The 22232-nt window shown below is 46.1% G+C and carries 17 protein-coding genes; 10 read left to right on the top strand and 7 right to left on the bottom strand.

The genetic code is table 11. The annotated features are described in order from the left end of the window. The first annotated feature begins 10 nt into the window (after positions 1-10). Together F3J22_RS09375 and F3J22_RS09380 are read left to right on the top strand one after the other, a co-directional pair. The gene (locus tag F3J22_RS09375) at positions 11-1228 is read left to right on the top strand and encodes a PepSY domain-containing protein (RefSeq protein WP_167016433.1); all 1218 of its coding nucleotides are present in this window, start codon (positions 11-13) and stop codon (positions 1226-1228) included. Between the two features lie 161 nt (positions 1229-1389). Further along, positions 1390-2415, top strand: coding sequence for a metallophosphoesterase (locus F3J22_RS09380; RefSeq protein ID WP_167016434.1), 1026 nt, complete (start codon positions 1390-1392; stop codon positions 2413-2415). Positions 2416-2460: 45 nt separating this feature from the next. Here F3J22_RS09380 and F3J22_RS09385 read toward each other — a convergent pair whose 3' ends face one another. The 3 genes from F3J22_RS09385 to F3J22_RS09395 all read right to left on the bottom strand — a co-directional run bounded on the left by F3J22_RS09385 (position 2461) and on the right by F3J22_RS09395 (position 6216). Beyond that, positions 2461-4056: an ABC-F family ATP-binding cassette domain-containing protein gene (locus F3J22_RS09385; protein ID WP_167016435.1), complete on the bottom strand. Its 1596-nt coding sequence runs from the start codon at positions 4054-4056 to the stop codon at positions 2461-2463. 197 nt (positions 4057-4253) lie between these two features. Further along, on the bottom strand, positions 4254-5315 hold the full coding sequence (locus tag F3J22_RS09390) for an ATP-grasp domain-containing protein (protein WP_205195172.1): 1062 nt from the start codon (positions 5313-5315) through the stop codon (positions 4254-4256). A gap of 124 nt (positions 5316-5439) precedes the next feature. After that, a complete protein-coding gene (locus F3J22_RS09395; RefSeq protein WP_167016437.1) occupies positions 5440-6216 on the bottom strand; it encodes a DUF1080 domain-containing protein in 777 nt (258 codons plus the stop codon). Positions 6217-6406: 190 nt separating this feature from the next. Between F3J22_RS09395 and F3J22_RS09400 the strand changes: the two genes are divergently transcribed. Then, positions 6407-6895: a DUF4240 domain-containing protein gene (locus tag F3J22_RS09400; protein WP_167016439.1), complete on the top strand. Its 489-nt coding sequence runs from the start codon at positions 6407-6409 to the stop codon at positions 6893-6895. A 39-nt stretch (positions 6896-6934) separates the two neighbouring features. Here the strand turns inward: F3J22_RS09400 and F3J22_RS09405 are convergent, their stop codons facing one another. Further along, positions 6935-7345: a Dabb family protein gene (locus F3J22_RS09405; RefSeq protein ID WP_167016441.1), complete on the bottom strand. Its 411-nt coding sequence runs from the start codon at positions 7343-7345 to the stop codon at positions 6935-6937. A 161-nt stretch (positions 7346-7506) separates the two neighbouring features. On the opposite strand from F3J22_RS09405, the gene F3J22_RS09410 reads away from it, so the two are divergent. The 6 genes from F3J22_RS09410 to F3J22_RS09435 all read left to right on the top strand — a co-directional run bounded on the left by F3J22_RS09410 (position 7507) and on the right by F3J22_RS09435 (position 15295). Next, on the top strand, positions 7507-9027 hold the full coding sequence (locus F3J22_RS09410) for a sensor histidine kinase (protein ID WP_167016443.1): 1521 nt from the start codon (positions 7507-7509) through the stop codon (positions 9025-9027). A gap of 5 nt (positions 9028-9032) precedes the next feature. Continuing rightward, the gene (locus tag F3J22_RS09415; RefSeq protein ID WP_167016445.1) at positions 9033-10226 is read left to right on the top strand and encodes a DUF4407 domain-containing protein; all 1194 of its coding nucleotides are present in this window, start codon (positions 9033-9035) and stop codon (positions 10224-10226) included. 34 nt (positions 10227-10260) lie between these two features. Next, entirely contained in the window at positions 10261-10962 is a 702-nt protein-coding gene (locus tag F3J22_RS09420) for a LytTR family DNA-binding domain-containing protein (protein WP_167016448.1), read from the top strand. Between the two features lie 107 nt (positions 10963-11069). Beyond that, a complete protein-coding gene (locus F3J22_RS09425; protein ID WP_167016450.1) occupies positions 11070-11462 on the top strand; it encodes a DoxX family protein in 393 nt (130 codons plus the stop codon). Between the two features lie 207 nt (positions 11463-11669). Continuing rightward, entirely contained in the window at positions 11670-12695 is a 1026-nt protein-coding gene (locus F3J22_RS09430; protein ID WP_167016451.1) for a sugar phosphate isomerase/epimerase, read from the top strand. Between the two features lie 209 nt (positions 12696-12904). Beyond that, on the top strand, positions 12905-15295 hold the full coding sequence (locus F3J22_RS09435) for an ABC transporter permease (RefSeq protein WP_167016453.1): 2391 nt from the start codon (positions 12905-12907) through the stop codon (positions 15293-15295). Positions 15296-15333: 38 nt separating this feature from the next. Here the strand turns inward: F3J22_RS09435 and F3J22_RS09440 are convergent, their stop codons facing one another. Beyond that, on the bottom strand, positions 15334-16131 hold the full coding sequence (locus F3J22_RS09440) for a FecR family protein (protein ID WP_167016455.1): 798 nt from the start codon (positions 16129-16131) through the stop codon (positions 15334-15336). A 184-nt stretch (positions 16132-16315) separates the two neighbouring features. Between F3J22_RS09440 and F3J22_RS09445 the strand changes: the two genes are divergently transcribed. Continuing rightward, positions 16316-17494 (top strand): proline dehydrogenase family protein, encoded by a 1179-nt coding sequence (locus tag F3J22_RS09445; protein ID WP_167016457.1) that lies wholly within the window; start codon positions 16316-16318, stop codon positions 17492-17494. 85 nt (positions 17495-17579) lie between these two features. Here F3J22_RS09445 and F3J22_RS09450 read toward each other — a convergent pair whose 3' ends face one another. Beyond that, entirely contained in the window at positions 17580-18899 is a 1320-nt protein-coding gene (locus tag F3J22_RS09450) for a RagB/SusD family nutrient uptake outer membrane protein (RefSeq protein ID WP_167016459.1), read from the bottom strand. A 29-nt stretch (positions 18900-18928) separates the two neighbouring features. Further along, positions 18929-21925, bottom strand: a complete 2997-nt coding sequence (locus F3J22_RS09455) for a SusC/RagA family TonB-linked outer membrane protein (protein ID WP_167016461.1) — start codon at positions 21923-21925, stop codon at positions 18929-18931. Between the last annotated feature and the right edge of the window lie 307 nt (positions 21926-22232).

Below are 22232 nucleotides of genomic sequence, written 5' to 3' on the forward strand. Positions count from 1 at the left end.
AAAAGCGGGCATGCAATTAAATAAAAATAAGTCGGCCGGGAAGAAGAACTCCCGGTCGCTTTTCTATCGGATCTCAGCCTGGCTGCATCTTTGGCTGGGATTGATTTCTGGTATCATTGTAATGATCATCTGTATTACCGGCTGCATTTGGGTGTTCAACGAGGAAATTACTTCGTATATGGAACCGGAAAGCAATATTTCCCTACAGGAAAAGCCGGTACTTCCTCCTTCAGGGATCATGGCAGTGGCAGCAAAGGCCTACCCGGGAAAACAGGTGGGGGCCATTGTCTATAAAGATGGTAAGGCGGTAGAAGTGACTGTTGGCGGGCGTCGTGGAGGGTCTACTTTAAAAATAAATCCCTATTCAGGAGAAGTCGTTTCCAAAGTTACCCGTAAACCTGGCGATGTCAATTTCTTCAGATGGGTATTGAACGGGCATCGTTTTTTATGGCTGCCTTTTAAGATAGGACGCCCGATTATTAATTACAGCACACTGGTTTTTGTGGTAACGCTCATCAGTGGAATGGTGCTGTGGTGGCCTAAGAAGTGGAATAAGAGTACCCGTCAGCAGAGCTTTAAAATTAAGTGGGGCGCCAGTACAAAGCGTGTAAACTATGACCTGCACAATGTTTTAGGTTTTTATGCGCTCCTGGTATTGTTTGCAATAGGATGTACCGGCATGGTATATGGACTGGAATGGTGGAGTAAGGGCACTTACTGGGTAACCACCGGTGGGCGCACACTTCCGCCATTTAAAGAAGCGGTATCTGATTCTTTGCAGGCAGGAAAATTATCCTATACGCTGCCACAGAAGATTGATGTGGCCTGGAAAGCCGCAGCAGTAAAGCATCCTGCATCCAAAGGCTTTTATATCGGCTTGCCGGATACGGCTAAGGCTGGCAGTAGTATCATGGTTATCGTGTATCCAAGTAAAGGACAGTATTACAACCTGCAACGCTATTCGTTTGATCAGCATACGTTACAGGAGATCAAAGGAGATCCGGAAAACAGCCAGTCTTATGAAGATGCTGATGTTGGCGGAAAACTGCGACGCATGAACTTTGATATTCATGTGGGTAGTATACTGGGACTGCCGGGAAAAGTATTAGCATTCTTTGCTTCGCTGATAGGTGCCACCTTGCCGGTAACCGGTTTCATTATATGGTGGGGAAAAGGAAAGAAGAAGAAACCCGTGCCCAGAGCGAAAGAAAAGCAACTGACCGTTTGATTAATCCCTTGACATAAAGACCGTCCGTAAAAATACGGGCGGTTTTTTCTTTATTATGACCTATCTTTCCTGTCTCCCGAATCGTCTTTATTCAGACAGAACCTCTTTTTTATCAACAACCATTCACCATGCATTTTAGCAAATTAGCACTGACACTAGTTATGTTACCATTGCTTTCAGCGGCGCAGGAGCAAACAGATGGCCCCTATGTTTTCTATGAAGGAGATAGTGCCGTCGTTAAAACCATCTTCCAGCGGGAAGATCTTGTTACCACAAAAACAAAAACTTATCCGGCCCATAACATTCCGGTATTGACTGCCGAAGGTTTGGAAATAAAGATCAAATCCAACATCAGCATCCCGGCTAATACCACGGCGGCTCCGGAGCAATTATTCATCCTTTCTGATATTGAAGGTGAATTTGATGCCGGTAAAAAACTGTTGATAGCGGGTGGAGTAATGGACGATAAGTTTAACTGGACCTTTGGTAAGGGGCACCTGGTTATTGCCGGCGATCTGTTCGACAGGGGTACTAAAGTACTGCCATGGATATGGCTCCTGTATACGCTGGAAGATAAAGCTGCAGCGGCTGGTGGACAGGTACATGTTATCCTGGGCAACCATGATGTCATGCAGATGGCGGGAGATTTCCGTTATACAGATGCGCGTTATTTCAAAAATGCCTGGGTCATGGGCAAAGAACTGAAACAGTTGTTTGCTGCTGATACTGAGCTGGGGCGCTGGTTGCGGAGCAAAAATGTAATAGAAAAAATCGGTGACCTGCTGGTCATGCATGGAGGGATGTCGCCGGAAATACTGCAAAAACAACTTTCGCTTACACAGATAAACGACGCGGTAAGGCCATTGCTGGGCGTTCCACGTAAACAGATGCCGGCGGATGCACAGGTATTTTTTACTTCCACTTCTCCTTTCTGGTTCCGTGGTTACTTCAGCGATGTGCCAACGCCTGAAAGTACGATCGATAGTACATTACAGCAGTATGGCAGCAAGCACATCGTTGTAGGACATACCATAACGGATACGACTATTGTACAACGCTACAACGGGAAAGTAATCGGGGTAGATGTAGATCAGCATGAGGGGCACCATCAGGGGCTTTTCATAGATAAAAATCAATTTTTTCTGGTAGATATTAACGGGAAGAAAACACCATTTCCGGTACATTAATGAAGGACAGCTGCTGACCGGCATTAGCTGGTCAGCAGCTGCAAGTTAGGCCACACGTAATTCAGTAGTCACTTCCGCATCTTTTAAAAATTCGGTATCATGGGAGATGACGAGCAGTGTACCCTTATACCCTGCAAATATTTTCCCCAGCATCTGGATATTGGCCAGGTCCAGGTTATTCACAGGTTCATCCAGGAAGATGATGTCCGGAGCCTTATTTTGCAAGATCATACAACATAGTGCCAGCCGGAGCATTTCGCCGCCGCTTAGTACTGAACAGGGCTTTTTCCAGCTATCCGGTTTGAACAGGAAGTTGGCAAGTGTTGTATGTACCATGGCTTCTTCCAGTTTTCTTTCATTGAAAGCCAAAGCCTGCTCTAATACTGTCTTATCACGGTCGATAATACTATAATCCTGGTCCAGCATCAGGGTGGTGAATTTTCCATTTTCCATGGTGCCGCTGGTAGGTCTTAACGCGCCTGATAACAGCTGCATCAGCGTCGATTTACCACTGCCGTTAGGGCCGGTGATGGCAAGCCTGTTGCCGCTTCGGATGGTGAATGTTAACGGTGACGGCCATACGTTATTGATGCCGTTGTAGGAGAAGTTAATGTCGTTGGCCTGCCATAGCACTTTTCCGGAGGGAAAAGCGGAAGAGGCAAAGTAGCCTTTCATCATTTGCTGGATATGCGCCATAGCGGCCGCATCCTGAAGGGCGGAACGGATTTCACTGACTTTCTCATCATGAATATGTTTCAGTTTGCCACCACTGACTTCTGCCGCCATTTTACGACCATTCAGCAGAATCTTCGGATCGCTGCTGTTAGCTGCATTTTTACGGGCCTGTGCATCGGCGCGTTGTTTGCGCTCATGGGCTTCCTGCTGCTTCTTTTTGGCCTCCTTCAGGGCCTTTTCGTGGAAATCCAGCTTATGCTCCTGTGCAGCTATTTCATTTTCTTTCTGCAACTCATAGAAATCATAATTGCCGCCATAGGTATTGATACCACCAGGTGTCAGCTCCAGGATCGGGTTGCAATGGCGCAGCAGTTGCCTGTCGTGGCTGACAAGCAGCACGGTACAAGTCGTTTCTTCCAGCCATTGGAGCAGTAGCTGACGGGTTTGATGGTCCAGGTGATTGGTGGGTTCGTCCAGCAGCACTATTTCAGGTTGGAAGATGTCTATCCCGGAGAGAAATAGTTTTGTTTTCATACCGCCACTGAGCTGTGATAGCGGTTGGTCTGGTGTGACGCCAGGAATGCCCCATTTATTGAAAGCTTCCTGATACCGGGCTTCTATATCCCAGTTGTTTTCCAGCAGATCGTAATGTTCGGGTATGGTGGAACCTTCGCCTACAGCGTGTAATGCTTGTAATATCGGCGCCAGGGAAAGGGCTTCAGCCACGGTAGTATGGTTGAAATGCCCGTAATGCTGTGGTACATAATACAGTGTAGCATTGATCAGTACCTGACCTGAATAGTCCTTTTCCCTACCTGCTATAATTTTGAGCAGGGTACTTTTTCCCGTCCCGTTGTTTCCGACGATGGCGGTTTTATCGTATTTTTTTACTGTAAAGCCGACGTTTTCAAATAACAGTTTGTGTGCTGGTGTTTGATAAGAGATATTTTGGATATTGATAAGCATTGTTGGAATGTTGAGAGATGGGAAATAGCGTGAAAGTCCTGGGTAAGGCATGTGAGTTTCATGTCAGTAAATTTTTGATTAAGAAATATATATTATGAGAAAGCAGGACCGGAATGGCCTGCGTATAAGCGTTGCGCTATATATGTGGGAGAGTGGTTATCACATAGTGGTGCAAAGGTAGTAAAATCTGATTAAAATCAAAGTCCCCAGTGTTGCCCCAGCATATTTACCAGTAATTCGGGATAGCTCCAGCCGATTTTTCGGGCTGCCAGGGCGGTCAGACTGTCCTGATCATGGCGATGCAGTCGGGAAGGCCCTGTCATATTAGGTTTCATATTGAGGTCGAAAAGGAAATAGTTGCCGTTTTCATCAGCGCGGCTGTCGATACGGATGGGGGCCCGCATTCCCACCAGTTTTCCCGCTGTTGCACATTGGGTATAAAGTTGCTGAATACGAAGATCAGCCTCTTCCTTATCATTGAGAACTGTGCTGTTATGGATTACAGCCACCGTACCGTTATAGGGAGCTATGCCGTTGTGGTGATTAAATCTTTTCACGGCAGGGAGGCACCAGGGTGTTTCTTTTTTTACTGTTCTGCCTTGTAGCGTATATGTGCCTGGCGGCATTACAGTAATGGTTACTTCTTCGCCGGGAAGGTATTTTTCGAGATAGATGGTAGTACCATAGCGGTCTGTCTGGAACATGGCTGTCAGTACGGACTGGTATTCCTGTTTATTTCTGATAAGGGCCACACCTTCGCTGCCGCGGCCGCGAATAGGCTTTGCTACCATAGGGAAATGCATTTTCCTGACACCGGCAATGAAATCTTCATAATGAAGCTGTTCTGCATGGGGGACAGGCAGGTCGTTATCTTTCAACAGTTCGGCGGTAGCCCATTTATCATCGTACATGCCGCTGAGTACCGGATGCTGGCCTACTACCTGTATACCTCTGTTGAGGAAGGTTGCAATGGGGTGATCGGCATAGAGGACCGTATTGAGCCAGATGCAGGTGGCACCTTTTTCGATCGCATGTGCAATGCCATGTTCGGTATCGGGGAATACCCAGTCTGTATCCTTATCCACGTAGGGGTTGGGCACTGGTGTGATGACGTTGATCTGTTGTATTTTCAGCGCATAGGCGATATCGGCTCCGCTATCGGCGTAGCCGCCGGGCTTTGGCGGCTTGATAATGCCATTGACGGCAGGGGCCGGGTGGGCCTGGTATACAATCGCTACTTTGATATCCGCATTTGCCATGGTAATCATCTTACTATAACCTACTAAACAAAAAAGCCGGACAACAGTTTGTTGCCCGGCCGGAATTATTTGTAGTATGCATACGATTTTTACAGCGTATAAGCATTACCGTGAGTAAGAAAGATTATAGTTCTCTTATCCAGATATTACGGAAGCTGAGTGGTTCACTTTTATCGCCGTGTGCCTGCAGCTTGATAGGAGAGGCGCCATGGGCTTTGCTATAGCTGGGTTTGCCGATATATTGGGTAGGCCCCAGCAGGGTTGTGTTATTCTGTACCAGTACGCCGTTGAAGAAAACGGTAACGCGTGCCGGTGATTTCAGGCTGCCATCTTCGTTGAAGAGGGGAGCTGTCCAGATAACATCATAAGCCTGCCATTCTCCAGGCTTGCGGGCAGGATTGGCCAGTGGAATGAACTGTTTGTAGATACTGCCGGCCATACCGTTTACATATGTTTTGTTATTATAGGCATCCAGGATCTGCAGCTCGTAGCCCGCATCACCATCACCGATGGAGGCGAGGAACAATCCACTATTGCCACGGGCCTGGCCGCTACCGGTGATGTTGGCCGGTACACGCCATTCTATATGCAGCTGGTAGTTATTGAATGATCTTTTTGTTTCAATATTTCCCGCAGATTTATTTACGGTAAAGATATTGTCCTTTACGATCCAGTTGGCGGGTTTGGTTCTGTCGGCAACAGATACCCATTCGTCCAGGTTTTTACCATCGAAGAGTACGATGGCATCACCGGGAGCGCTTTGAAAATCGATTTTGCCGGGCGTGACAACTTTAGGAGCCGGCTCCCATACTTCTGTGTCTTCCGGTTTGGGTTTGTCCTGCGCCTGTGCTGTAAATACGCCACATGAAAGCAGGGCAAAAAGCAGATAACTTCTTTTCATAATTTCAGATTGAGTGCATTTTATGACAGACTGTATACAGCCTGTATTTTGCGTGGAATGATGATAATTAAAGAATTTCCGTGCGACTAATATAGAAAACTTTTTTTCGTTTGCACAGCAGGTTTATTTCACTACGCAATTCCACTGCGTATGGCGGTCATAATTTTGCTCTTGTAATCAACAGACGAATATGACTGAACAGCAATTCTGGTCTATAATAGATGCCGCCTGGAAAGATATTCCTCCGGCAGACGTACTACGCAAAACCGGCCTGAAAACCAATGAACCGGACCTTATTTTTGAACTGAGCGAAATTCTCAGCTCTGATGTAGCCCTATACCTGAAAAAAAGATTGTTAGCCCTTGAGAAACCTGCATTGGTGGCGTTTATCCGTATCATGGAAGCTAAACTTCACCAGATAGACAGAGAGGAAATCCATTTTTATACAGATGGTTCTGATGATGGATTCCTCTATTGCCGCGGATTTATCGTCGGGATGGGAGAGGAATACTTCCGGATGATCGACAGTAATCCCGCTAAAGCTACCTGTGATGCCGAAGCCGAAGAGATCAGCTTTATTGGCTATGCCGCCTACAGCGAAAACTTCGGTCATGAATTCAGCCGCGATGAAAACGATATTATCTCCGGCAATCCCTCGGAGGGCTGGTCAATGAATTAGCCGCCAACAAGAGTAATACCTATGCCGCCATTCTAATACCTATACCGTCATTGCGTCATAAACTACCACCTTTTCCCATAAATGGCTATAGTTTTTGACAAATGCCAGATGAATGGGGTGTGTTTGATAAGTTGCCTGCCCGGCCAGATCTTTAAAGAATATAAGCTCTGATACCTGCCAGCTGCCATCAACCACATCCCGTTTTTCTGTTTCTGCCAGTACGCCTACATGTATTTGCTGTACTGTTTCAATTCCCTTCAGGGTTTTAACCCCTTCTACCAGTTTATCCCTGTCTTCCCGGGATTGTGGGTTTTTAAGCCAGAAAAATACATGGTGTACCAAAGGCTTTTTATTGTCTGTGCCAGCCATGGACGTGGCTGAAGCGGTAGCGGCCCCTGCACATAGGGCGGCCGCCGTACCTAGAAATTTTCTACGATTTGAATGGGCCATTTTTTAACGTGGTTAAGGCCTTTAAATTACATATCGCCGTCCAGAAATCAAAGGAGGCGCACTTTCGGTATATTCATACCAGATATCCGCGATTTCATCCCTTTTTTCTTTTACGCCATTCCGTATTACTTAATATTGCTCTCAAATAGCATATACCCACTATGGATCAGCAAAAAATACGAAAAATTGAATTCGGCGTAGCAACCGGCATTTTCCTGCTGGCACTCTTTAGCCTCATTGGTCCCTCCCTCATGAACGGTGATATCCACTATGAAAGATATAATATGGGCGGTATCCCGGAAAAATTCGCCCGGTATCACCAGATATATGATTACTATCTCCACTATTTTCTGCCTGTATTAATCAAAATAGTAGTCATATACCTCAGCTTTCTGCTGGTCAACTTTATAGTGGTTCCTAAACTGTTGGAAAAAAATAAATGGGTGTTGGGAGGCCTCCTAATCCTCTCCACCGTTACATTTATGTTCTTCCTGTTGATGGTAAGTAATTCCTATAGGTATGGATATATGCTGGGCCAATATAAAACTATACGTGGTGCACATATGCAGTTTGCAAAGATGGCTTTCCGCTTAACTGTTGCCTACACGGTATTCTATACGGTTTATTATGCAATCAAACAGATTTACTTTACTTATGGCCATAGTTATGCTGTCAGGAAAATATTTCCCAACAAGATCGCCAGGGAAGTACTGATTGCATTTGCCGTGTGGGTTGTGCTGCTGGTTACCATCAATGACTGGCGCCTGTCAAGTGTTATCATGTTTTTCTTCCCGGTAGCAGCTGCGTTATTCTTCTTTACACAATACAAAATATATCCCGAGTTTGAAACCCATAAAAATAAAGCCAAGCTGACCCGCGACCTGATCATCTATATCCTGGCTATCAATTTCGTAGTTATGATGATGGTGCTGATAATCTGGGGAAATGAAATAGGCGGAGACCCCATTGTACCTTTTGCACTGGTAGGCGTACTGCTTTCCGCAACGGTAGGCTTCCCGCTCAGCTGGTTCTTCTTTAAAAGTCAACTGAACCAAAAGGCAGTAACAGGACTGAAAGTAGCACTCGGCCAATCATCCGCTAACCTCGATTTTCTACGTACGCAGATCAATCCGCACTTCCTGTTCAATGCACTCAATACCCTCTATGGTACTGCCTTACAGGAAGATGCACCCCGCACCAGTGAAGGTATTCAGAAGCTGGGTGATATGATGCGCTTTATGCTGCACGATAATCATCTGGAAAAAATATCGCTGGAAAAAGAAGTAGCATATCTGCAGAATTACATTGACCTGCAACGACTCCGTGTAATGGAATCTCCGGATATTAAAATAGAAGTAAATATCAATGAAACCGACTGTACCCACGAAATTGCGCCGATGCTGCTGATACCTTTTGTGGAGAATGCCTTTAAACATGGTATTAGTCTGCGTAACCGCTCCAGCATCGTTATTTCACTGAGTTGTACCGCAACGGAAGTATTCTTTGATGTATATAATACCGTACATGCCCGCCCTGAAAATGACCCTGAGAGAGATAGCATGGGCATAGGCCTGAATAACGTACGGGAAAGACTGGCATTGCTTTATCCCGGCAAACATGACCTGAGTATCAGGCAAACATCTACAGGGTTCTTTGTGCATCTGACTATTGTCGTTAATTAATACATATGAAAACTACGGAAAAAAATCAGCAAACGGAAAATGAGCCCGATGGCCTCACCAGGTTTCTCTGGTGGCTGGCAGCCGCTGACGGGGATATACTGAAAGAATGTAAAACTGAAAAGGAACGCTACAGGATCATTGGTATTGCAGTATTTGTAACCTGGATGTTTGCCACGATCGCATGGGGATATTTCTTCTCCACCATCGTCAATGATGATATGATCGTACTGGCGCTGGCCCTGTTTTTTGGCTTCGCAATATTGAGTATAGACCGTACATTGATTGCTGCCATGACACGCAGTAATGGCAACAACAAATGGTTGCCGGTCATATTCAGGCTGGTACTGGCTATTACTATCGGGTTGTTCATCTCCCAACCTGTTGTATTGATGTTGTTCAGCAAGGATATTAAAGCCCAGCTGGAAATCAATAAACAAACGAAACTGGATGATTTTAAAGCACAGCTGGTGAAGCAGAATGCCGTACAGCACGATGCCTTACAGCAGCAGGTGGATAAACTCGACCAGCAATTGAAACAGAAAGAAGAAGATACCAAAGGCTATAAAGATGCCTTCATTAAGGAAACAGATGGTACCGGCGGCTCCGGCCGAATTGGCGAACAGGCGGTTGCCCGTGTAAAAAAGACCGCCTGGCTCGGTGCCGAAGATGAACTGACCGCCATGCGTAAGCAGCTGGCCCCACAGCAGACCAATCTGCAAAAGCAGCTAAACGACATGAAAACCAGCGATAGCCTCAAAGTAGTGGCCTATACGACTACGCTTACGGATGGCTTCCTGGCGCAAACGGAAGCCCTCCACGACCTCACAGCCGCTCATCCGCCACTTCAGCAACGGTATCGCCTGATCGTTTTTATCATCACCCTCATTGAAATCATGCCTATGCTCTCCAAGCTGCTGATGCCAAAAGGTGAATACGATGAAAAACTGGCTGCTGCTACTGCGCAGGGAATCGCATCCGCCCAGCTGGAAAGGGAAAAAGGAAGGGAACTCCTCGAGCATTATCAGGAAGCTGCTACCGCTGCTGATAAGGAAGTACTGGACTACCTCTTCGAAGAAACCGCTCAAATGCGCAAACAACAGGCAGATGAACTGGTACGCGAATGGAAACAACGCGAAAACAGACCCTATAAACAATTCTGGCACCAAGCCGGCAAATTATTCTTAGGCAAAATCCGTTAATAGCCTAACTTACAGACAGGTAAACGATGTGTATATGAAACTTACCGCTATCGCAATTGATGATGAACCAGTAGCCCTGGCCGTGATAAAAAATCACGCGGCCATGGTGCCATACCTGGAAGTGAAAGGGTATTTTACCAATGCCTTCGAGGCGATGGATTTTCTGAGTAAAGAAAAGGTAGACCTCATCTTTCTGGATATAAAAATGCCGGATATCTCCGGTCTCGATTTTATCAGCAGTATGCCGGAACCCCCAATGGTCGTGTTTACCACCGCCTATTCCGAACATGCAGTTAAAAGTTTTGAGTTAGATGCCATCGATTATCTCCTGAAGCCATTTTCCCTGATCAGATTCATTAAAGCATGTAATAAAGTGCATAACTTCTGGTTATTGAAGCAGAAGTCAATGCCCGTAAAGGAAGTGCCGGATTACATCTTTGTAAAAAGTGGATACGAGCAGTTTAAGGTAATATTGGAAGATATCCTGTACCTCGAAAGTGCCGGAAACTACGTGAATTTTGTGCTGAAAGACAGAAAACTGTTATCCAGGTTATCAATGCAGGAAGCCATGGATGCCTTGCCGGAAGGGCTGTTCACACGCGTACACCGCTCATTCATTGTCTCAAATAATAAAATAGAGCGGGCAGACAGAAACGCACTTTATATCACGGAAATGCCTATTCCCATTGGCGCCGCCTATGCTGAAGCGGTAGAGGAATTGTTGCTCCGCAGATAATGTCGCAATACACCCATTTATTGTCTGAGTAGCTACCCATGCAAGATGATAACAGTGATTATTTTTGTGTCAGCAACTGAATTTAATCACTGTTAATACTATTTGTTATGACAACCTTAGTGAACACTTCCCGCACCCTTAAAAAAGATAAAGTACTGTATTGGGTATTTACCTCTCTGTTTGTTTTGATGGATTCCGTACCAGCTATCATGTTCAACAGCCAGATGGCGAAAGATGGTATCAGAGGCATGGGATTCCCTGCATGGTTTGGTGTGGAACTGGGCATTGGTAAGCTCATTGGCGGACTGCTGCTGATACTGCCTATGGTGCCTGCACGCTTCAAAGAATGGGCTTATGTTGGTTTCGGTATATCATTGATTTCTGCATTCATTGGTAACTTTATACTGATTGATCCATTGCATGCATTAGCTCCGCTCGCGGTGATGGTTGTACTGACCGTTTCCTATGTTTATTTCCATAGAGTGTGGGCAAATAAATAGTCTGTTACCTGTTTTATTGGTTTTTCCGGAAATTGCGCCCTCCGCAGGAGGACGCAATTTCCGGAAAAGATTGAGGGCGCCAGCGGCGCCCTCAATCTTTTCCGGAGGGTAAAAACGTAAGAACAATTGCGAGCCATTCACTCATGTAATAGAAAATAAAATCCTTTCGATTTTGCTTATATTTAAGCATAAGCAAAACCACGTTATATGAGTAATTCCAACAACCGCCGCGATTTCCTTCGCCAGATGGGACTCGCTACCATGGGACTCGGCATTTTCCCCTCGCTGCTAGCTGCCTGTAATAACGGGAATCCTTCCAATACCGGAGAAAAGAAAGATAGTACACAGTCTGCCGCTGATGTGCATAAAGAGCTTTTCTTTAAAATATCACTGGCAGAATGGTCCTTCCATAAGGCACTGTTTGCAGGGAAAATGAATCACCTCGACTTCCCGCTGCGTGCTAAAAAAGAATTTGATATCCACGCAGTAGAATATGTTAACCAGTTCTTTAAAGACAAAGCGAAGGACAAGGACTACCTGCAGCAGATGAAGCAACGTTGCGACGATAACGGTGTTAAAAGCGTACTTATCATGTGCGATGGTGAAGGTGAAATGGGCGACCAGGATGCGAAGAAAAGATTGCAGGCCGTGGAAAATCATTATAAATGGGTAGAAGCTGCCCAATTCCTGGGCTGCCACGCCATCCGCGTAAATGCAGCAGGAGAGGGTAATGCGGACGATGTCGCCAAAGCAGTGGTGGAGTCGCTGACTAAATTGGCTTCCTTCGGAAAAGACCATGGTATCAACGTAATCGTAGAAAACCACGGAGGAAATTCTTCCAATGGTAAATGGTTAAGTAATATCATGAAGTCGGTTAATATGCCTAACTGCGGCACATTGCCGGATCTGGGCAACTTCTGCATCAAACGCTCCAAACCGGAAAATAATACGCCGGAAGCCTGGGCGAAAACCAAATGCCTCGAGGAATATGACCGCTACGATGGCGTTACTGAACTCATGCCTTTCGCCAAAGGTGTCAGCGCTAAAACATATGACTTCAACGACCAGGGCGAAGAAACTACCATCGACTATACCCATATGCTGAAAATTGTGAAGGCAGCCGGTTATACCGGACATATCGGTATTGAATATGAAGGCGAACGCCTCTCAGAAGAAGACGGTATCCGTAAAACAAAAGCGTTGCTCCAGCGTGTGGGCGCAACCCTGAGCTAAACCATTATATTACAGATGCTCCTAAAGAGGGTAAGGATACATCTCCTTACCCTCTTTATTTTTTACCTTGTCCTGAAATGAACACCTGCTGTCAGATATTGAACATTTTATATTTATATATAATTTATATTTTGTTGATTTATTGAGATGATTATATAGGCATTTATTTGGTAAGACTTCATCATCCGTTTTAACAAACTATGATCGTCATGATAAAAAACTATTTAAAAATAGCTTTCAGGAACCTGTTAAAATACAAGGTTTATGGGGCACTGAATGTAGCAGGGCTCGCAGTCAGTATTGCCTGTGGCATCATCGTATTTTCAATGGTGAAATACCACCTGAGCTTTGATAATTTCCACCATAACGCCAACAGGATTTACAGAATAGTCACAGAACAGCATAGAGATAAAATTAATTACAGCAGCAGTGTGCCTCCGGCGCTAGGACTCGCCGTCCGTAATGATTACAGCTATGCTGAAGCGATTGCCAGAACCGTATCTGCACAGGATATGCTGGTGACCGTGCAAACTACAAAAGGCCTCACTAAATCCAATGAACGCGACTTTATTTATGCGGAGCCTTCTTTTCTCCAGATATTTAATCTTCCCCTGGTAAGCGGCAATAAAAAAGATGTGCTGGCAGAACCTAATACGGCTGTTATAACGGAAACGGCTGCACGCCGTCTCTTTGGTACCACCGATGTGGTAGGTAAAGTAATGCGCCTGGATAATGTTATCCCGGTACGTGTGACCGGCGTTTTAAAAGATCTTCCGGTAAATACCGACCTGCGTGCACAAGTAGTTGCCTCCTGGCAAACCATCAGGACCTACAATGAATGGTACCTGCATAACGACTCCTGGGGCGGCATTTCCTCCGATTTACAGTGTTATGCACTGCTGCGCCCTGATGTCAGCATCGCTGCAATGGAGAAAGACATGGACGCCTATGTGCCTAAATTCAGAGCGGGCAACAAAAATGTGCATCACTATAAATTACAGCCACTGTCCGACATGCACTTCGATAGCCGCTACGGTGGCGCCATGGAGAAGAAAAATCTCTGGGTATTATCCCTTATCGGAACATTCCTGCTCATAGCGGCATGCATTAACTTCATTAACCTCGCCACAGCGCAGGCGCTGGGCAGGTCGAGAGAAGTTGGCATCCGGAAAGCATTGGGCAGCCAGCGTTTTCAGCTGTTCTGGCAGTTTATTGCCGAAACAGGGCTAATAACGGTGGCGGCTACACTGACAGCGGTATTTATCGCGATGTCGGCCATGCCGAAAGTGAATGATTTATTCCATGCGCAAATTCAGCTTAATCTCCTCAAAGACCCGGCACTGCCAGGTTTCCTGCTGTTGATGATGGTTATGGTAACTTTCATGGCCGGCGCCTATCCCGGGCTGATTCTTTCCGGATTCAAGCCCGTGGCGGCTTTGAAAGGAAAACTTTCCATGCAGCAGATTGGTGGTTTTAACACCCGCAGAAGCCTGATCGTATTACAGTTTTCTATTTCGCTGGTACTGATCATCGCCATGCTGGTGATTTCCCGCCAGATGAGCTATACCCGCCAGTTCGATCTGGGCTTCGATAAAGAGGCGGTGGTGATGGTGCCAAGGGCATCAGAGAACCCTGATATCAGTATGTATTCCCTCCGCGATCAGCTGGCGGCAATCCCGGGCGTACAGCAGGTTTCGCTGTGCTATGCTGCGCCATCTTCCGAAACGGCCTGGAATAACAGTATCCGCTTCGATAACAGAAGTGAAGACGAAGATTTCAGGGTCAGTATTAAAAGTATTGATGAACATTATTTCGCTGCTTTCGGCCTGAAAGTGATAGCAGGCAAAAATCTCTTTAAAGCTGATTCTGCCAGGGAGATGATTATTAACGAAACGATGCTACGTAAGCTGGGACTGACTTCTCCCGAACAGGCCATTGGGAAGTCAATGGTATTTGCCGGCGAGTCTGCCAGCGCCCCGATCGTTGGCGTAGTGGCTGATTTTCACGACCGTTCCCTGCACGAAGACATCGGTGCGGTTGCCTTTACCACATTGCCAAATATGTACCAGGATTATGCCGTGAAAGTGAATGCCAGTCAGCTTTCCACGATCATGCCGGCCATAGAAAAGACCTGGAGCACTATGTACCCCGAAAAAGTATATACCTACAAGTTCCTGGATGATTATATCGGCTACTTCTACCAGACGGAAACAGATATGCTGCAAATTATCCGCATATTCTCGTTCATCGCTATTTTCATCGCCTGCCTGGGCCTGTATGGCCTGGTAACCTTCATGGTGGCGCAGAAACGAAAGGAAATAGGTATCCGGAAGGTCCTGGGCAGTAATGTTTCAGGAATACTCTGGCTGTTTGGAAAAGAGTTTGGAAGACTGATATTGCTGGCTTTTGCTTTTGCCGCACCGCTGAGCTGGTGGCTGATGAGCAACTGGCTCAAAGACTTCCGCTTTCATACAGAATTGTCGGTGATGACCTTTGTTTCCGCTATTTTCCTGACCTTACTCATTGCTGCGGTAACCGTCTCTTTACAGAGTGCCAAAGCCGCCATGATGAACCCTATCAGGAGTCTCCGTAGCGAATAGTTTAAAGCTTAAAATATTATCAGCATAACTGGTGACGATCAATATTTGATCGTCACTTTATTTTCAGTAATGGTGTATTTGAATTGGAGCTGTTTGCTTAATTTATCCAGCACCTGTTGCAGGGTGGCTTTCACGAAAAGTTCATGTACTTCACTATTGCCGCCGCCGTTGCCGGTAACGCTGATATCTACGCCATACCAGTCTTCCAGCGTACGCCAGAACATCATGTTGGCGCTGCCATTGAGCTGTAGCGAATCTGCCAGCCAAAGCCTGGCTTCTTCCGGCTTATAGGTTTCTTTTTCCATCAGGTCAATTTCCTTATTGGCAAGTATCATTTGTCCCGTTTCCAGTATTTCTGGTTGGTTGTCGGTAGATGAATGATAAGATTTGCTCACCTTAATTTTTCCGGTGTAGAGATGAACCGTTGCACCCTGCTGGCTGGTAAAGCTACGTACTCTGAAACTGGTGCCTAATACTTCGGTGGTGAGTTTATCGGTAACCACACTGAATACTGCGGTATCAGGTTTTACTTCAAACCAGGCATCGCCATCCAGTAATAACCTGCGGTGGCCCTGCTGATAGTTATCCGGTACAGATAGGGTAGAGGCGGAATTGAGGATAACTGTAGAGCTGTCTGGAAGCGTTATATATTTCCTGGCGCCGGTTTCCCCGGAATAAGTCTGATACTTGCTCCCTGGTGTTTCAAATTCAGCGAGGCCAGCCTGTTTGTTCTCCTTTTGGGCAGGGTTATGACAGGCAGCCAGGCCTAAAAGGAGTAAAACGCCGGTATTCCGGAGAAAAGGTATAGAAAAGCAGGTATCAATTTTAAATGGCATATACCAGTATTTTTGTATGCAAAGGAAAAGTCCTAAAAGTACGCAAATTTAAACAGCATGGGAAGTGCCACCTTTTCCAATTTCTGCGAAGCAATAGACAATTTCCGTATACGCTGTTAAAAACTTATTTCCCTGTTTGAATGTTTTTTGTTTGAATTACCGGACCACCCTAACTTTGCGGCCCATGGAAAAGCAGCTATCTTTATCATTCGATAATACGGCTATTGCATTTGAGGCAAAAACCGACAAAGACCTGAAAAAAGCCAACTTTCTCTTCTCTAACATAGGGAAACCCTGGCTTGTTAAATTAGGCGCCACGTTTACTCCCATCGCATTCAAACTGGGATTACCGATCAAAGGAATCATTAAAAATACCATCTTCTCACAATTCTGTGGTGGTGAAACACTGGAAGAAGCTGCTCACACAGCATTACAGCTGGGAAACTACCATGTAGGTGTAGCACTGGATTACGGTGTGGAAGCCATGGAAGGTGAGGAAAACTACGATCATGCTGTACCGGAGTTTGTACGTGCGATCAAATATGCTGCTTCCCGTCCTGATATTCCTTTTATCGCGATCAAAATTACCGGTTTTGCCCGTTTCAGTCTCCTGGAAAAGATCCATGCAAAAACGCCGCTTTCCACTGAAGAACAACAGGAATTTGAACGTGTCCGCAAACGTGTACATGCTATCGCGGAAGCTGCTGCACTCCATAATGTAGGTATCCTCGTAGACGCGGAAGAATCCTGGATTCAACAGCCGGTAGACGATCTGACCGACGAAATGATGTCCCTCTTCAACAAGAAAAAAGTTATCATTTTCAATACCTTCCAGATGTACCGCCACGACAGACTGGAATTCCTGAAAAAATCGCTGGACACAGCCGTGAAAGGTGATTACCTGCTCGGCGCCAAACTGGTTCGCGGTGCTTACATGGAAAAAGAAAATAAACGTGCGGCAGAAAACAACTACCCTACGCCGATCCAGCCCAGCAAAGAAGCTACGGACAGAGATTACGATGCAGGTGTTGCTTTTTGTATGAATAACCTGGATAAACTGGGATTATTTGTTGGTACACACAACGAAAACAGCTGTATGCAGGCTGCTAAGTTGCTCCATGCGAAAGAGGTGCCACATAACACAGACAGAGTGAGCTTCTCCCAGCTGCTGGGCATGAGCGATAACATCACCTTCAACCTGGCACACGCAGGCTATAATGTTTCAAAATACCTGCCTTACGGCCCTGTAAAAGACGTAATGCCCTACCTGATCCGTCGTGCACAGGAAAATACTTCCATTGCCGGCCAGATGGGACGCGAATTAGGTCTTATCCGCAAGGAAATGAAAAGACGCGGCATTTAAAATTGTGAATACTGAATATGATAAAGACCGTCTCTACCTGGTAGAGACGGTCTTTTTAATTATGGCAAGTAAAAACGGGGCAGGGTTATATATTCACTTCGCTCTGCGGAAGCGGAAACTTACTCCATACATCATCATCGGGTCTGTCTATCGGAATAGTATTCAAAAGATTATATCTTCTTAAATCTATCCAGCGATGTCCTTCCATAAACAATGAATATCTACGCTCATACAACAGCTCTGTAATCAGTGCTGATGGTGTACTCGCTCCGGGGTACGGTGGCAGATTATGACCGGTCCTGATCTTGTTTAAGGCTACGATGGCATCCGGAAATTGTGCCAGCTGGATTTTTGCTTCTGCATACAGTAAAATCAATTCTTCATTACGGATGATCGTCACAGGCGAACTCAGCGAAGACCAGAGATTTACGTCCCGGCTGCTGCTTAAACCCGCCTGACTGGCTATTACGGCACGCACCGCTGTTTTATTGATCCTGTCGTCGCCGGCAATGATATCAGTCGCAAAAGAAGGATGTGCCGCCCTGATTTCACCGGTATTATTAAGCGGTAAGTACAGGGGATTTGTCTGGTCTCCTCCGTTGGTAGAGAAGAAGTGATAAACGCCGGTTGTAAAAGAGCCATTCAGGTCGAAAAAGGAGCCGTTCAGGTCTGTTAATACTGCCGCCCAGTTCTGTCGGTAAGCGTCTACTCTCGCGGCAATTGCTTTATTAAATTTCAGTAATCCTGCTGCATCCGCAAAGCCACTGAATCCGTGTGACAAAGAAAAGACAACAGCAGCGCCTGAAAGATCGGTAGCCCCGTCCTGGAGGTACTTCAGAATGCTATCCTGTGCAGCAGGCACATTGGTAATCACCGGCCCAATGGCACTCGGATCTGCTGAAGGAATACGGATACCATTGGCATCGGTAAGCGTAAGGTTTAGTAATAACTGATAACCAATCAGGGTTTTGGCAAAACCGGTATAACCCTTACGTTCTGCATCACTGATACTGGTGCTGTTTTTGGCCCCCTCTAAAATCAGGTATGCCTGCCGGATTACCTGGTATCGGGCGGACCATGGGTTGGTCAGGTAAAAGGTATTGTTATCCAGTACCTTGCTGCCACCACCCAGTAAATCAGTGGTATACCTGGGCTCAGAACTGGAAAAATGGTAGATCTCTCTGCCAATAATACCAATATCGTCCATGTAGAAACCTATGTTTTGTCGTAGCCCCGATTCCGCGCCTGATACGAGGTTGTTAAGGTCACTCTTACTCGGATTTTTGGTGATATCTCCGGTGGTAGGGGTATTCAAACTGGTGATTTCCCCTTTCTGACAGGCAAGGCATAACGTCATCAGGCCAACAACGAGCAGCTGTCTTATTGAAAAATGATGTTTTGTCATAAGAATATTTTTTAACTGGACAGAAAGGATCAGAAATCAACACCAATATGGAAGCTGGCCCTTTTTGATGCAGGATAAGGCATAACATCTACACCCATTGAAAGCCCGTTACTACCGCGACTCTGTGTGGTGGTAATGGTATTGCTTCCGAAGTTGGATACTTCCGGATCATAGCCCACATATTTTGTCCAGGTGAAGAAGTTATTGGCAGATACACCCACACGCAAGCCTTTAATGTATTTGACTTTGGTCAATGGGATGTTGTAATAGACACCTATTTCCCGGATGCGTATGTACGAAGCATCCTGTACATAAATAGAAGCATCGCCGGCGCCGGAACGGTATACACCAGCCTTCTGTCCGCCTATCATATCGTCATAATCAAATGTGGTAGCACCGAGGTCTGTCAGCAGTTGTGTCAGGTTGATATTATCACCACCTTTTTTCCAGTGGAGCAGAAAACGTACAGACAGATTTTTCAGTAAGGTCACTTCGTTGAACCAGCTCATCTGGAACTTAGGTTCGCTGTTTCCTATCACCTTTAAGGAACCATCTGCAGTTATACCTTTGATCTGTGTGGCGGAAGCTCCTTCTTCCATATAGAAAGTTCCCAGGGAGTTACCAAAAGCACCGATCGCAAATGGAGGAATGGTCAGTTTGGTCACTTTGGATTTGTTTTTCCACCAGTTGATATTGGATACCCATTTCACTTTAGCAGTATTGACAGGGATAACTGTCAGGCCCAGTTCCACGCCCTGGTTGCTCAGGTCGCCACTGTTTTTCCACTCACTCACATACCCGGAAGATGCCGGTAATACGTGACGCAGCAGCATATCATAGATTTTCTTATTGTAATAGGTGGCTTCCAGACTGATACGTCCATTCAGGAAACTCACATCCACACCTGATTCCAGCTCGGTCTGCCTTTCAGGTTTAATATCCGCGTTTCCTCTGAGGTTATCGGTCAGAATACCGGGCAACGCATCGATATTGCTGGATTTCATGCTGGTAAACTTACTGCCGTAAGGAGGTACGTTTCCTGACTGTCCATATGCCGCGCGGATCTTCAGGTTATCCACCGTACCGGAATGCCAGAAGCCCATTTTGGCAAGGTTCCAGGAAAAGGCACCTTTAGGGAAAGTATAGAATTTAAGGTAGTCGCCATTGTTGGTAGATCTGTCGAAACGCACGCCGCCACTCAGTGTCAGGGCGTCTATCAGTGTAAGGTCTTCCTGCAGGAAGATACCGTTGTCCCTGTATTTCTGCCGGAATTGTCCCGGGGTGCTGTTGCCGCTTTGGTCTACGTTCGTCTGGCCATTGGTGATGTTGGTGGCACTGACCTGTATATTGTCGAAATTACCGGTTTCGTAGGTGGCGCCTAAGGTACTGGTCAGATTTACGTTGCTGTTGGGATTGAAGGTATTGATCAGCATACCGGCCAGGTTGGTATTCATGTTGTTGGTGTTACCCTGGATACTATGGCCTAATGTAGAACTGGCTTCAAACTGGAGGTCACGCGGGAAAATGGCCGCTGTTTTGAAGTTGAAATAGTCCACGCCACCGCGGATTAGTAATTTGGTCGTAGATACTTTATTCTGCTGGAAGATGGCGTCTAATGTACCACCGCCCACAAAGCGATTGGTGAGCTCATTGTTGGTCATCTTATCCCTTGTTTGCAGCGGGTTACTGGCAGCAAAGGGATTGTTCGGATAGATACCATTGGCATCAGGATGAAGATCTACCCAGCCTGGTGTGGAAGATAGGGCCACTCCTAAGCTTACGCCGTTGTTGTCGTTATTGGTAATACTTCTGTCTGCCGATGAATTGATATAGTTTGTGGTAACGCTCAGGGATACACGATCAGAAATTTTATGATCGATATTGAGGCGTACGGAACTGTTGAGATAGCCGGTATTTTTAATGATACCATCTTCTTTTCTTCTGTTGGCAGAGAGATAGAAGGTTGTTTTTTCAGAGCCTCCGCTTACCGCAATATTGGTATTGGAGATCATGCCTGTCTGACCATAGAGTTCTTTCTCATAGTCATAAATTTTGCCGGCGCTTTGTGCTGCCTTGAACAATGCACTGTAATTGGCTCTACCTGCAATCACTGCCGGATCTGTGCTGGACGCGGGTCCTGCGAGGTCGGCAGCCGTTTCGGCAGTAAAGGCGCGTACACCCATCAGGTGTCTTACTTTTACAAAACCGGTTTCCTGGTTGACGGAAATTTTTGTCTGACCGCTTTTACCTTTTTTTGTAGTGATGATTACCACGCCGGCTGCTGCTTTGGCGCCATAGAGTGCAGCTGCAGAGGCTCCCTTGAGGATCTCGATGTTTTCAATATCGTTAGGGTTGAGGTCTGCAATGCGACTGGAAGGGTTATCCTGGTTGTTAGGATTCCCGGCAGTTGCTGCCCCGGTGACATCATTGAGGCCTGCGGGAATACTGCTGTTGTTGAAGAATACACCGTCTACGATGTACAGTGGCTGTGAGTTACCGAAAACAGAGGTGATACCACGTAATTTGACGGAGATACCGCCACCGGGAGCGCCGGAGTTAGCGGTAATGAGGGCGCCGGGGATTTTTCCGCTAAGTGCAGCGTCGAAGGTCTGTGCCGGGGCCGTACCACTGAGTTCTTTTGCCGAGATGGTAGCTACGGCGTTGGCAAGGTTTCGTCTTTTGACCGTGGTGGCCATACCAGTCACCACTACTTCATCAAGGCGGGCGAAATCTTCATCGAGCTTTACCACTAAAGGTCCACTGCCTGCAGCTACATTCATGGTACGGGTTTTATATCCCGTATAGGTAAATACCAATGTTGTGCTGGCGGTGGGGGAAGAAATACTGAATTTCCCTTCTGCGTCGGTGACGGTGCCATGATTAGTGTTGGGAATCCGGATAGTCACACCCGGTAATGGGTGTCCGTTGACCGCATCCTGTGCTTTACCTGTAATATTCTGCTGTGCAAACAACAGGGTACTACATGCCAGTAAAGTCACCAGGAGGGTGAGTTTAGGTAGAAGCATAGTAAATGTAGATTGGTAAATATGTGATTAAGAGATCATCCTGGACGATCCGTTCTAAAGTGGTCAGGTCATTTTAGCTAATAATGGAAAACTAGATTTTGGTCTTTAAACTGATAATAATTCTTTACAGGTCTAATGTTCTGGCTGAGGGCTTTGTTCCTTTTCTCTAAAGCTGATGTTGTTGTCTTGAGGTGCTGGCAAACACACTGTCAGGGTCACGTGAATTGTACTTAAAACTGAATTCGATCGTCAATAAAGCTGATCTGATGGCTTAAGTTCGGCGTTCTATTCTCTTAAAGCTAATTTG

It is taken from the genome of Chitinophaga sp. Cy-1792 (genome assembly GCF_011752935.1).
GTDB lineage: Bacteria > Bacteroidota > Bacteroidia > Chitinophagales > Chitinophagaceae > Chitinophaga.

Excerpts from the sequence above, each read along its gene's own strand:
- F3J22_RS09375 (WP_167016433.1), top strand. The coding sequence starts at position 11 with ATGCAATTAAATAAAAATAAGTCGGCCGGGAAGAAGAACTCCCGGTCG.
- F3J22_RS09380 (WP_167016434.1), top strand. The coding sequence starts at position 1,390 with ATGTTACCATTGCTTTCAGCGGCGCAGGAGCAAACAGATGGCCCCTAT.
- F3J22_RS09385 (WP_167016435.1), bottom strand. The coding sequence starts at position 4,056 with ATGCTTATCAATATCCAAAATATCTCTTATCAAACACCAGCACACAAA.
- F3J22_RS09390 (WP_205195172.1), bottom strand. The coding sequence starts at position 5,315 with ATGGCAAATGCGGATATCAAAGTAGCGATTGTATACCAGGCCCACCCG.
- F3J22_RS09395 (WP_167016437.1), bottom strand. The coding sequence starts at position 6,216 with ATGAAAAGAAGTTATCTGCTTTTTGCCCTGCTTTCATGTGGCGTATTT.
- F3J22_RS09400 (WP_167016439.1), top strand. The coding sequence starts at position 6,407 with ATGACTGAACAGCAATTCTGGTCTATAATAGATGCCGCCTGGAAAGAT.
- F3J22_RS09405 (WP_167016441.1), bottom strand. The coding sequence starts at position 7,345 with ATGGCCCATTCAAATCGTAGAAAATTTCTAGGTACGGCGGCCGCCCTA.
- F3J22_RS09410 (WP_167016443.1), top strand. The coding sequence starts at position 7,507 with ATGGATCAGCAAAAAATACGAAAAATTGAATTCGGCGTAGCAACCGGC.
- F3J22_RS09415 (WP_167016445.1), top strand. The coding sequence starts at position 9,033 with ATGAAAACTACGGAAAAAAATCAGCAAACGGAAAATGAGCCCGATGGC.
- F3J22_RS09420 (WP_167016448.1), top strand. The coding sequence starts at position 10,261 with ATGAAACTTACCGCTATCGCAATTGATGATGAACCAGTAGCCCTGGCC.
- F3J22_RS09425 (WP_167016450.1), top strand. The coding sequence starts at position 11,070 with ATGACAACCTTAGTGAACACTTCCCGCACCCTTAAAAAAGATAAAGTA.
- F3J22_RS09430 (WP_167016451.1), top strand. The coding sequence starts at position 11,670 with ATGAGTAATTCCAACAACCGCCGCGATTTCCTTCGCCAGATGGGACTC.
- F3J22_RS09435 (WP_167016453.1), top strand. The coding sequence starts at position 12,905 with ATGATAAAAAACTATTTAAAAATAGCTTTCAGGAACCTGTTAAAATAC.
- F3J22_RS09440 (WP_167016455.1), bottom strand. The coding sequence starts at position 16,131 with ATGCCATTTAAAATTGATACCTGCTTTTCTATACCTTTTCTCCGGAAT.
- F3J22_RS09445 (WP_167016457.1), top strand. The coding sequence starts at position 16,316 with ATGGAAAAGCAGCTATCTTTATCATTCGATAATACGGCTATTGCATTT.
- F3J22_RS09450 (WP_167016459.1), bottom strand. The coding sequence starts at position 18,899 with ATGACAAAACATCATTTTTCAATAAGACAGCTGCTCGTTGTTGGCCTG.
- F3J22_RS09455 (WP_167016461.1), bottom strand. The coding sequence starts at position 21,925 with ATGCTTCTACCTAAACTCACCCTCCTGGTGACTTTACTGGCATGTAGT.